At 46.4% G+C, this 12507-nt stretch carries 10 protein-coding genes; 2 read left to right on the top strand and 8 right to left on the bottom strand.

The genetic code is table 11. The features are described from left to right. Positions 1-233 precede the first annotated feature (233 nt). Positions 234-1379 (top strand): glycosyltransferase, encoded by a 1146-nt coding sequence (locus INR79_RS06285; RefSeq protein WP_223096427.1) that lies wholly within the window; start codon positions 234-236, stop codon positions 1377-1379. 118 nt (positions 1380-1497) lie between these two features. Next, complete coding sequence (locus INR79_RS06290) at positions 1498-1887, top strand: hypothetical protein (protein WP_022550177.1); 390 nt, start codon at positions 1498-1500, stop codon at positions 1885-1887. 307 nt (positions 1888-2194) lie between these two features. On the opposite strand, the gene INR79_RS06295 is transcribed toward INR79_RS06290, so the two are convergent. From INR79_RS06295 to INR79_RS06330, 8 genes are all read right to left on the bottom strand, one after another. Beyond that, positions 2195-3217 (bottom strand): hypothetical protein, encoded by a 1023-nt coding sequence (locus tag INR79_RS06295; protein WP_223096429.1) that lies wholly within the window; start codon positions 3215-3217, stop codon positions 2195-2197. Positions 3218-3252: 35 nt separating this feature from the next. Continuing rightward, positions 3253-4614, bottom strand: a complete 1362-nt coding sequence (locus tag INR79_RS06300) for an OmpP1/FadL family transporter (RefSeq protein WP_223096431.1) — start codon at positions 4612-4614, stop codon at positions 3253-3255. Between the two features lie 18 nt (positions 4615-4632). Next, positions 4633-6936, bottom strand: a complete 2304-nt coding sequence (locus tag INR79_RS06305) for a patatin-like phospholipase family protein (RefSeq protein ID WP_223096432.1) — start codon at positions 6934-6936, stop codon at positions 4633-4635. 39 nt (positions 6937-6975) lie between these two features. Then, on the bottom strand, positions 6976-8577 hold the full coding sequence (locus INR79_RS06310) for a Dyp-type peroxidase (protein ID WP_223096434.1): 1602 nt from the start codon (positions 8575-8577) through the stop codon (positions 6976-6978). Further along, complete coding sequence (locus INR79_RS06315) at positions 8577-9266, bottom strand: hypothetical protein (protein WP_004399205.1); 690 nt, start codon at positions 9264-9266, stop codon at positions 8577-8579. Before INR79_RS06315 ends, INR79_RS06310 begins: the two co-directional genes overlap by 1 nt. A gap of 15 nt (positions 9267-9281) precedes the next feature. After that, entirely contained in the window at positions 9282-9938 is a 657-nt protein-coding gene (locus INR79_RS06320) for a hypothetical protein (RefSeq protein WP_045961528.1), read from the bottom strand. A gap of 107 nt (positions 9939-10045) precedes the next feature. After that, positions 10046-11305, bottom strand: coding sequence for a cytochrome P450 (locus tag INR79_RS06325; RefSeq protein ID WP_223096436.1), 1260 nt, complete (start codon positions 11303-11305; stop codon positions 10046-10048). Positions 11306-11587: 282 nt separating this feature from the next. Further along, a complete protein-coding gene (locus INR79_RS06330) occupies positions 11588-12475 on the bottom strand; it encodes a LysR family transcriptional regulator (protein ID WP_223096438.1) in 888 nt (295 codons plus the stop codon). Positions 12476-12507: the final 32 nt, after the last annotated feature.

Here is a 12507-nt window from a genome sequence, read left to right on the forward strand (position 1 = left end):
GCAAAGCAAACTAAAGCGCCAGCTGAATCATTTGACGCATCGGAATTCAGATTGCTTGTCAGAATGAGAAATTCATTTGGTCGCGACGACAAGAGCACAATGATCATATCGTAGATGTCAGAAAAATAAGACTATTTTGAGTTGGTTCGGATTTTGCCTAGTAACAAGTTAGCAAGCGAGGTCAACGGCTAAATCAACAAGACCTAGGCACAAATCGACATAAGAGAACGACTATGAAAAAAGTAGCCTTCATCACTCCGAAATACCCAGTGCTCAGTGAAACCTTTATTCAAACCGAGGTGGATTCCATTCAAGCGTGCGGACATGAAGTATGTGTCTTTGCCTTTGAGAAAGTTCCAAGTGACAAAGCGTTTAGCTACGAGGTGTTCAAAGTTGGAGAGGATGCTTCCAAATCCATGTACCGCAGAATAAGGCTAACGGGGATTATGGCGGCTATGGGCTTTGTGAATGAACAGGAAGGCATGCCTAAGAAATCACTTTTCTATTATGGCTTGAAGTTGGCGTTACAGCTTGCGGAAGCGAAAGTTGATCATGTTCACGCGCATTTCTGCCAGCATACTGCGGCACACGCCATTGTTGCAGCCAAAATCCTGGGTATCAGCTGTTCGTTTGTGGGGCATGGACACGACGTGTATGAATCGGCATTCGATATCGACAAGAAAATACAGGCAAGCGACTTCGTTGTCGCGGTATGTAAAGACATGATGCGAGACTTCGCTGATTTGGCGAAAGGCAACATCAAGCTTCTGCATTGTGGCGTAAAAACAGAACGCTTTGTCCTGCAGGAAAAAATGCCATCGGATACACTCAGATTGGTTTTTCTGGGAAGGCTGGTGGTCTCAAAAGGTGTTCAATACTTACTTGAAGCTCTGGTACCGGTGGTTGAACGCTATAATATTCAGCTCGATATTGTGGGCGACGGAAATATGAAAGCTCAGTTAGAAGCGCAGTCGGAGTCTTTAGGGCTAACCGACCATGTAAACTTTCTGGGTTCTCAACCGCATTCCTGGGTGAAAGATAACCTGTCGCAATACGACTGTCTGGTCGCGCCATTTTGTTTTTCCGATACCGGTTGTGTCGATACCGGTCCGCTGGTTTTGAAAGAGGCGATGGCAGTTGGCACGCCTGTGATCACATCCAACATCATGGGGTGCAAAGAAATCGTTTCTCCAGAGACGGGATACCTGGTGAATGAGAAAAGTGCTGCTGAGCTAACCGAAAAATTGGTGGAGTTTGCTCAACTTTCGATTGAGGAAAGAGTGCGAATGGGGCACAGCGCCAGAGAACGAGTGGTTACTCACTTCAACGCACTAAAACAGGCAAAACAACTGTCGACCTGGATAGAAAACACCGCTTAAAATCGCTCAAAAAACGTTTACTTGCCTATGACTTTATTATGACAAAGGTTGCACTTTCATTTTATAAAACATCCTTGCTGTACGGGAAATTTGGAAAAATTACTAAAGGATAATCATCATGAAAACTCGCAACGTAATGGTGTCTTTGGCACTGCTAATGTCTGCTCCTGTCTGGGCAGGCATTTTTGGGGACAGTGCTTCAGCAAAATTTGAAAATTATCAGGAGATGGCTTCTTCCGGTATTTTTGAGCAAGGTTGGTTACCCCCTTATCTACCAAAATCTGCAGTGAATATTGAAGAAAAACACGACATGGATACTAATGTCGTGATGGCAACGTTTGAATACGATCCACAGGACACCGGATCTGTTCAGGAACACTGCGATCTTATGACCGAAACGGAAGATAGCGCTCGCTACGCTTGTGACAATGGTGAAAGCGAAGCTTTCATTGAGCTAAGAAAAGATGGTAGCGCGACTTACTCAAGTCAGCCTAAAGTCACAGAGTAAAATAGGGAATAAGCTATAAGTTTATGTCTATAAACAAAAAAATCCCCAGTTTGATGCTGGGGATTTGACTTAGATGTATCTTGGTTTTTTTTAGATATTTCTATTTTTAGTTATCTGACGATGTCAGAGACCGACTTGTTGTCGGTTAGTTTCGCAAGCAAAGGTGCTCTAAATTTTAGATTTTCATCTTCCTTCACAATACATCATTCTATTTCAAGATGTAAATGCCAAAAGCAGAAAATCCTGTCTTTTTTTTGAACACTTTGCCGAGTTAATTTAGCTTTGCGTATAAATCTTTGAGAAAAAACTACTTTTTAGGTGCAGAACTTTTCTCTCCGTTTACTAGAATCTCCAGGTATTGGGTTAGCCTGTCCTGCATTTTTTCTTTGCACATGTTTTCATCGCTGGCGAGTTCCTGCTTGATGAGCAACAACTCCTGAGACAGTTGAGTCACAAACTGAAGCTTCTCTTTTCGGTACTGGTTTTCCAGTTGCTGCCTGAGCACCGCTGGATTTTGTACCTTCTTAGGAGTAATAAAGGATTTTAGAGTTTCGACGATTCTATCCAGCAGGTTGTAAACTAAGTTTGCCGAGAACCCTCCAAGCAGTGCCGTGGTAATGCGAATTGCAGCATGGTTTGCTTCGGAATCTGCAATCAGATCGTTGGATTGCGCGACGGAGTCCAAGTTAATCGGAATTAATTGCGTCAGAGTAATACCCGATATCAAGCCAACAACAAATCTTACCCAATAAGAGCTTTCGTGTTTTGGGTCATAGATGCCCTGAGTAACGTAGCTATTGGCTTTGAACAAACCTGCAAAGGAAGCACCGATAGCCGCGGATGCAAGTAACATTGCCTGAACATAAAGCAGATCGGTGCCTTCTAAATCAAACATGCTGCTGACCATGTTTTCATTATTGATCGAACCCGACAGGCTAAGTCCAATCAAAGAAAACAGTGAAATCAGTGCAACTGCCATCATTCTTCGAATCAGCGGGACGCTACCAAGAAACAGAAAAGGAGAGGCTTCTTTGTTTTCCTCGTACATCAATAAAATGGTTTGCGGTTTGGCTGGTGCAACCAGTTCCGCGAGTTGATTGTAGATGTCGGTAATCTGCTGAGCTCTCACGTCTGTCTCCTCAGACAAATCAGAGTTGAGTAACCGCATCAGCTTGCCAGGAACGGTCAGCCCTTTAGAAAACGCATAATGTGCGAGTACTTCACACTCATTTTCCAGCTGGTTAAGAAACTCGCTGTCGACAATGTGTGGTTCCGGATGATTCGCTTTTCTTTGCTGTGTATCCAATTCATCTGTGTGCGGCATGTCCATAGCAGACTCCTCCTGGCAGTTAGGGCGTTCTACAATCAGAACGCATAGTTAAACTGCGCCATAAATATATGAGCGTATAGATCTAGATCTGCCGACAAAGTCCCACGTGGAATGTTGTTTCCACCTTCCAGGTCGATGGTGACAGGCGTAAATTTGATGAACTGGTATCCGAAGTCCAGTTTCACTTGTTCGCTGTATTGGTAGCTCATGCCTAAGCCAACATTCCAGCGATCATTGTTAGGTGCACGAGGGCTTACTGCATCCGCTGGTGTGGGGTTCCAGTCGTAGGCAAAACCCGTTCTCAGTTTGATGTCCTGACTGTACTGGTAGCCCATGCCAACAGCGACAAACCAACTGTCGTGCCAGTTATTATCGACAACGGTATCTGCAAGCCCATTACCATAGGTCACCGTTGTATCGGTAAAGGCGCTCCAGCCAAATCGGTTGGCGTTGCCATAGAGTTCAAACTTGTCGTTCAGCTTATGCAAAACACCGATTTGAAGCATAGACGGTGTAGCAATATCAAATTGTGCACTACCAGTCCTGCCGGTAATAGTGACGCCCAGAGCCGATGCGGCTGATACCAGTGCAGCGTAGTTCGCATCGCTTCCCGATAGCTCGACGTCACCATCAAAGGAATGAGAGATCTTTGAGCGGTAAGACAAACCGAAGCGTGTATCTTCGGTCATCTGATATTCAGTACCCAATGAGAATCCAAACGCCAGATCTTTACCCGTTATGGTACTGGTTACATCGGTGCTGATACTGGGAGAGGTCACAGAAGTCGCAACCATAGTGCCCAGTTCAACTGTGTAATATTGCATGTTGATGGAAGCCCCGACAGACCATTGGTCATTCAGTTGCCAGGCAACGGTCGGGCTGACGTTGTACGCAAACAGGGCGGTTTTCGTTGCAGTGTAACGTGACACTGCGGTGTCTGGATAATCCGATACATATGCGTAAGGTGCACCCACACTGATTCCCAACACCAATCCTGGTTGGTATTCATGGGTGAAATACAAGGCACTGCCGTATGCAGTGTCGATAGGTTGCTCTGGTTCGGCAGGGTAACCCGTTACGCTAACGGTTCCACTGCTGTATGGCGCGGTCGCGACGGGATTTTTTAACTTGGACGTCGGCATATCCAATACCCCACCAATAGAAAAGCGCGTGCCGTCGAACCGGGCGATAGAAGAAGGGTTAGAGAACATGGCACTGATATCGTTTGCCGCGGTTCCATTGGTCGAATAGGCGCTGCCTAAGCCTTCTGCACTTTGGTGCAAAAAGTGATAGCCATTGGCGTGAACTTTGACGGGCGCAAGCAGTAAAGCAGGCGAAATCAAAGTGGTTAAAGCCAGAGTTTTTAATGTGACGTTGTTTGAAGTTTTATTATTCACTTTTACTTATCCATAAGTTTATGCGCTTCGCCTTCCAGAGAACGAATCTTGTTGTACTTGTGTTGATGACTCAGATGTAAATAACACCTGACTGGCAACTTCATAACCAAGTGCCCGGTAAGCTTCAAACTGAGCTTCATCAAAGAATTGATCGCCGGAAGACTGGTTAGGAAATTCTGGGTTTTTCGATTGGTAATTAGCGATATAGCGATAATGGTCGAAGTAGCCACGGTAGTGAGCCGACTCATCATCCTTAAACTGAATCATGGTGGACTTGATATAGAGGATCTGACCCTTGCGACCGTTTTGATAGTCGATCTCTCCTACGGCGTAGGCGGTTTCTTTAGCTCGAATTTTGTCTAACCCAGATATGGAAATTTTTATTCCAAAGTCGGTTTGCACCATACGAATGGCGTCCATAAGACCGGAAAATGAAAAACTGGGGTCGGTTTCCGCATCTGAAACAATGATCAGTCTGCACTCGCGCCTTACCAGCTCATAGAGCCCGAGGTTTTCAAAATGCCCACCATCGGACAGATTGATATAGGGATGATTGGTATCAACCTTTCCTACCAGTTCGCGAAGGAAGTAACTGGGTCCGACCCGATTGGTCTGCAAAAGCTTTTTCCAAAAGGGAAGTGGGTTCTGGGATGCCGCCTGACGGACTTTACTGGGGTGTTTAACCCAGAAGTCGTAGCGAATATTGAGCATAGCCAGAAGAAACGTCAGTGCTTTGACCGTGTTTCTTCCCATGTTTGGCGCAACAGCGGCGCCTGATATTGCGGTTGCTGTCCCCAGATTTATGCTTGGTTGAGTAGCTTCTAAGTCTTCGGTTTTACAATAACCTGTCTGGTTGCTGCCGCTGTAGCATTTGGTGAAGACAAAGTTATCTCCGTGGCGATCCTTCCTGTAGGCATCATTGGTTTGTTCAGTATTGACTGTGCAGTTAATGATGGAAAAAGGCGTGAAATCGCTGTCGAGCTCCGACAACTTGATATTGTCTGTATGTTCGACCGGAGCTTGAGGGGAAGGTCCACTTTTTCTGAAGATGTATGCTTTGCTTAAACGGTCTCGGTAAAAGCGGTTGACTGCTGTGAAGTTGGCGCTCCCAGTGAAATGGTTGAGTAACAGTAACACCACACACAATACCATCACACCTTGATAGCTAGTGTGACCAGAGAGCAAATCACTGCCAACATCTAACACGACCAGCCAGCATGCGAATACAGCCGAGAGACCAATGATTCCTACAACGAGTTGGTTGCTGACCTTACGAAGGTTAGAGACGATTTTGGCAAGGACAAGGCTGCACAGAGCAGCAATAACAACACCACTTAACCCCATCTGCTGAAGCGATATACTCCATGTCACTACACTCTGGTAGGCGCTGAGTGCCAGTGGCTGAGTCTCAATCACGGCTGAGCCAAAAACAGCGGCAACATTGATAGCAATGGCATAAGTAATGGTGTTTCTCCAACGCCATGACTGGTTTTCAGCTGGCAAAGCTTCACTGAATCGTGTGGTGATTGAGGACACGATATAGTTGATAACCAGGGCAAATATCAGTGTTTTGGTTATCGGATAAAGTGTTCCTACTCCCAATTGACCAAGCCAGGCAGAATAGCTGCTGTAAATCCCAAGCGGAGAAGCGACTAACATCGCGGTTAACATGGCAAACATCAACAGATAGGGCAAAACGACCAGAGCGTTCAGAACAATCCCGCGCAAAAATATCGCGGGTACGCGAATCGTATCCAGTCCGCCGTTGGGTGCCATATAGTTGGAGTTATTTCGAAGGTGGCGAAATTCACTGGGTTCGACGTCTCCTTGCCGATGAGTAAACAGCTGGCTGACCGCTTCCTCTTTTTTGTCGGCGTTCTGAGAGTCAGACGAAGCGCCCGACATGGTGCTGGCTAATGCTGCACCCATGTAGCCACCACCAGATACGGTAGATAAATAGTCGACACAATTGAGCAAGCCACTTTTCTTTAACCCTTGAATTACTCCTAGGTTAAATGTCGCAGAGCGAATCCCACCACCAGAAAAACACAAACCAACCAAGCCAGGGTGAAGAACGTTAGAGTCTTCCTGCCACCTTGCTTCCTGCTCTGGTGCTTTCAGATTATTCAACACGTGGTTCAGAGGAGCAGAGCGCTGCTCGCAAGGAGTCAGCGTCTGCTCAAAATCGGGCAGCGAACGGGGGGAACGCTCGGTTGCCCGACCATCTCTGTTTATTACCTTGCGCTGCAAGACGTGTTTCAATTCTTCCGGTAGTACAACCTGGTGAAGGTAATGGTTATGCTTTGTTCTCTGGTCAGCCATCTGACGTCCTTGTCATCATTTGCACATTTTCAGCAGCGCTTAAGTTGGATCGACAATGCCATCAGCAATCATTCGAAGTGCTGTAAGGCTTGGAATAAAGAAATAGTCACCACCCCGAGTCTCAACAAACCGAGGGATATGAGAGCAGAAGAAAGGTTTCTTCCCGGTATTTTCGTCGCCCTGTATCAACATGGTTCCGTCTGCCGAGACACCGGGTTTGTCAGACATATTGCCGATAATCGGGTCTTTCTCGTTAGAAAGTTTGAAGTCGTTGCCGTAGTTCATCCACTGTTGCTGCACAAACTCAAACTGACGCTCGATGTCTGCATTAAGTGCCATGAAGATGATGCCGTGATTACCAGAATCGGTAGCAGTGGTTTCTTGCTTGCCGTATGGAAGCCCTCTGCGCAGAATACGCCTACGGTTGACCAATGCTCCCGGTGTATTGAATGCACCTTTCACTCCGAATTCCAGTGAGCCTCTTGGATTTGCCCTACGAACGTGCGCGCCCATCGGGCAGCCAGAACCTTTAAGATCATCTTCGTAGTTGTAAGCCGTTAGCTGTCGCTTCAAGTCGTTGTATTTCTGAATATTCTCTGGTGTCGGGTTATCTTTCCGGTTTTGCTTTGCTTCCTCATAAGCGCGCCCGAATTCCTCGGCTTGTTTCTCTGTAGGGAACGAAGTAACGGGCGCTCCGTTTTTCCATCGACCCACAAATTTGGCAGACAATGCTTCTTTACCGCCTTCAAAATCTTTACCGACTTCTTCGCAGTATTGATGAAATGAAGCCACGTTCTGGTGGAGTTTTCTGTACACCATAAAGGTGCCATTTTTGCCCAGCATGGGGGGCATCGGAGCTTTGGGGTATTCGAAAGCTTCATCTCGGTGACCAAGAATGAACTCTCCTGTTTCTAGTGGTTCCCAGCCTTCCATTGTTGCTGGGTTTTTACCCGTTGGTTTTCCTGTACCCAGTACTCTTTCTGGCGGTGCGCCAGTTCCTTTGAAAAAAGGATCGCTAATGCCATCGACATAGCCAAAGTGTTCTTTTGGCGTAGGATCGCCATTTTCAATCAAAGCCGCAGCATCTTGATAAGGGAGTAACTGACCGTCGTCAGCCCGATGCCCTGTTAGCAGGGCGACGCCAGCGTCACAAATCTCAATTAGCCGCAGCAATTCTTTGTAACGGATTTCCACGTCTTCTGGCGTCTGACCGTTGATGGACATCCAGATATGTACTTTTTGCGGATCTTCCCATACAGGATCCCAGTGCTCAGGGCTGCTGGTTAAGTCATCACCCAGAATGTCTTTTCGCGCAGGCATGCCCATGGCGAAAGCCTGAGGAAATGTCTGAAGTGACTTCTGTGGCACACCCAATGCTTTTAAACCTGCGAACGTGAAACCGATATTGGTCGTCGCCAACGGCTTTTTAACTGGCTCATGATTGGGCGCGATGTGACCCCATGGCACAGATGATGTAATGCGATCAGTCAGTTGCCTCAGAAATCGCCTGGCGTCAGATTCTTTACGTACGGTGAGGAATAGGTAACGCGCATATGGATAGCCGTATCGACCATAGCCTTTGACGATGTTTCCCTGAATATCATGCAGATCGAGCTTTGTAGGTGTTGAGTCTTGAGACATTATTCGATCTCCAGTGATGGTGTCGTTTCGTTGCTTGTACTTGGCTGGGTATAGATGTGCACGGTGTCTGCGACTTCTTCCAGACTGCTTGCACCTGCACTCCAGCTTGGGGATGAGAGATTGTCGATGTCGATAGCACGAACAAACTGATGAAATGCTTGTTGCAGCTCTTCCGCGCTCTTGCCTTGATTGGCGTAGACAAAGCGCGAAAACTCCTGCTTGAGATAGAGGCTTTTTAGCTGAGCTTTAAGAGACAGATCGTTTGAACCATTAAAGAAAAGCTGGTTGTCTATCTGACATTTCTTAATGTATTCGACAAATTTTTCAGCGCTATCAACCTGATCAAATGCAACGCAATGTTGCCAGATGGCTTTTACATCCGCTTCCGCACAGCGCCACATATCATGTAGATAGGAATCCAAATCGCCATAGAAGTTAGTACTGAATACCAGATACTGGGATTGCAAATGTTCTTCACGAGCTGGGTAGCCCTGATAAAACACGTCTGCCAGTACATAGAATCGGGCAAGATATGTATTGGGTACTTTTGCCATCGGGCTGAACCGATTCAAAGGGAGAGAGTTCAGATGATCTCTTAATAGCGCTCCGTAAGATGTATCGTTTTTGCAGCCGTTAATGATCGGGCTTAACACCGTCAGACCGTAGGCATTGCCGCTTTTATTTGCCATTAAACTTTCCTCCTGTCAGCTCGCTTGTGCCAGACGTTTTTCTACCGCGTCTGCCGACAGGCTGACAATCGGAGCTGGTGCCATCATGCCAATGTGATCTTGCAGATCGAGCGTGAGTGCTTCATATCGCTTCTTAAAGTCATCAGCAGTTTCATTGGCAGGTGTGCCTTTGATGAAATCAGACAGAGAATCACGAACCTGCTGACCTGACTTCACATCATTAGAGGCTGCCATTGGGTAAGCGCTGTAGTAGTGATTGGTCCAGACCTGGTTGTAGGTGATGTAGTCATGAAAAGGTTGCAGAGGAACAGAACCCGGGTATTTCACATTCTTGTACCAGAACAGATTTAGCCCTGAAGGTATGGAGCTGTGGAATGAGTCCACATATTGTGCCCAGCTTCCATTAAAGTTACTGAAGAAAAACATGTAGCTGTACTTGATGGTCTCTTTGGGCTGGTCTTCCGACAGGCGCGGGAATTCACTCGGTTTTACGATTGCCCAACGCGCGTAATGGATCAGAGAAAGGGTGAGGAGACCGTTCAGAGAAGCGCCAACCAGACTCATAGCGTTTGAGTTTACTGCCCAGAATATAAATTTATTGAGCCAGCGCCAGTACCACTTAACTGGCGTGACCACGTTCATCGCATACGCCTTTCCTGCAATATTTGACATGCTTTGTTCCTGTAATGTGTTTTTGTCCAGATAGAAGGTAGCTTAATCGTTCAGTTTGACACTGCTGCGCTGCCCGTTTCGATATGCAGAACGGGAGCTGAGTATCATTATGCGACCTTTGATGGTTCTGCTTCCTTGCTTTCTTGTTTCGTCTTAACAGCGGGACGGGTCATAACCTCATGGGTAACCGTGAGGCTAATGGGGTAGGGCTGGCGGTAAGTCACCTGACCCTCTTTGCCTGCCGCTCGCTGAACGTGTTCACACTTCAATATGGCTTTAAGAATGTTAGGTATCTGAATCAGGTTGATGTACTGACCGAAGCAGGTGTGCATTCCATAGCCAAAATGCATGTAAATATGCCTTGGTCTGTCGAGCTTAAAGGATTTGGGTGAACTCACATCCCGACCATCCATCATGGCGGACTGAGTAGCGACGAATACCTGACTTCCTTTTTTGATTTTTTTAGCGCGCCAAGTCCCTTTGGCAATGGTGTAATCACAGTTAGCGGTTCTGAGCAAGCCTGCGCCGAACGGAGTAAATCTGAGTGTTTCAAGCACAAACTGTTGCAACGTATGTATATCGTCCAGATGTGCTGCGCGTTGTGCCTGTTTGTACAGCTCGGGTCTGTCTAACAGATAGTCCAATACCTGTATGACGCATTTTGATGTGGTTGGCACAAGCCCGATGATAATACCAATCAGGTTATTTCGGATATCGATGTCCGTCATCCCGGGCGTACCGGATTCCTGAAGCTTCAGGCACCTGCCAAGAACATCGTCTTTTTCAGGTTGTTGTTTTCGCTGTTTGATCAGTTCATCGATGTGAGCCCTAAGCTCCGCGGCATCGCGAATGGCGGCGTCCTCAACTTCTTTAGGGCAATCCGGATAGAAGAGGTATTGAAAAAGGTTACAGGTCCAGTCAAACAGGGTCTTAGGCTCTAAGCCAGATACGCCAAGGTATTCTGCTGTGAACTGACTCGGTACAACACTGGTGAGCTCCGAAACCAGTTCAATGCGCCCAGAACTTTTTTCCATAATGACGCGAGCCATTTTCTCGGTCATCGGGTTAACGATTTTCTCTAAATCGTCTCTTCTTACCACCAGCCGCATGTTGGACACGTCGCGGGTGTAATCAGGAATATCATCCATACCGAGGAAGAAGTTTTTTCCATCGGTAATAATTCGCATTTTTTCGGCATAAGTAACGCCCAGCTCGTTTGGCCGTGAAAGGGCTTCCTGAACGTCTTTGAAGCGGGTGATCACCGCATTGTTTTTATAAATGACATTCGGTTGAATGAATCTGAGGATGGAAAATACCAAGGGGACATTATTCGATGCCCACTCTTTAAGCCGCGTTGTTATGCTCATAATCTCTGCCAATAGACGTAGTTGCCGTGTAAACGGTGAAAGTCTTCGCTTCATCCGATTTACACTGGTTTTTATAATGTGTTTTAAACAACCCACTCATTTACGGTGAGTCTTAAATTAACTATATCGGCGTGTAATGCGGTAAAGAGAAATTATTTACATACTTGGATCATTGGAAACAATGACTGTAATTGATATGAAACTAAATGGTACGCGATGTTGATCTTTACATAAAAAATGAACATTCAGGCATAAAAATTCGCTGGATGATTTTTATTTCACTCAGATGTGAGCTATGAGTGAATGAATCCATCGAACAAATGCTGCAACATTTGGCTCGCTGAGTTTGTAGATGGGGCATATCAGATAGTAGCCATACGGGCTCTCAAAATTCAGTCCAAGCGGATTTACCAACCTTCCAGCCTTCAATTCTTTTTTCACTATAAATTCAGGCAGTAATGCGACTCCACAGCCTCTTTGTAGCAGGGGTATCGACATGTAAAAGTGCTCGTACGCGACGGGGTAGTAATTCGGGGTGAATTCAATTTGATATTGCCTGAACATCAGTTCCCAAAGTTGTGGACGGGTCGATTGAGGTAAAAGCGGCTGACGAAAAACTTCCTCTACTGATCTTAGGTTTTTCAACGAAGGGTGAGCGACCAGGATGAGCTTTTCTCTAAATAGCCATTCCGAATGCTCATAATGCTTGGCAATGGGTAAGCATCGGATTGACATGTCTGCATCGTTTCCTCCTTTAGGCAAGCGACCATCTCCAGTATTTACAGACAGCCGAACAGTTGGGTTATCAGTCAGGAAATCATGAATCTCTGGCAAAAGCCAAAGGTTGGCGACAGAGGGAGAGATATTCAAATGCAGAGTACTGGTATCTGACTGCGACTGCTGAATTTCGGCACTGGCAGCCTGAATGGCTTCGAGACCGGGGACTACTTTAGTCAGGTACAAATTACCAGCTTCGGTAAGCTGCAAACCGTTTCCATTGCGGATGAAAAGTGCCTGTCCGAGTTGAGATTCTAAAGATTGAATTTGTTTGCTGATTGCCCCCTGAGTGATGTGAAGCTGCTTTGCGGCTTCAGAAAAGCTCAGGCAGCGCGCCGCAACAATAAAGGCTTGTAGCGATCGGCTGGAGGGTAAGTGCTTAGTCAGTTCCATTGACGATTTCTCTTCTTTTTGCCCAAATCCAT

Source organism: Vibrio sp. SCSIO 43132, assembly GCF_019904195.1.
Classification (GTDB): Bacteria; Pseudomonadota; Gammaproteobacteria; order Enterobacterales; family Vibrionaceae; genus Vibrio; species Vibrio nigripulchritudo.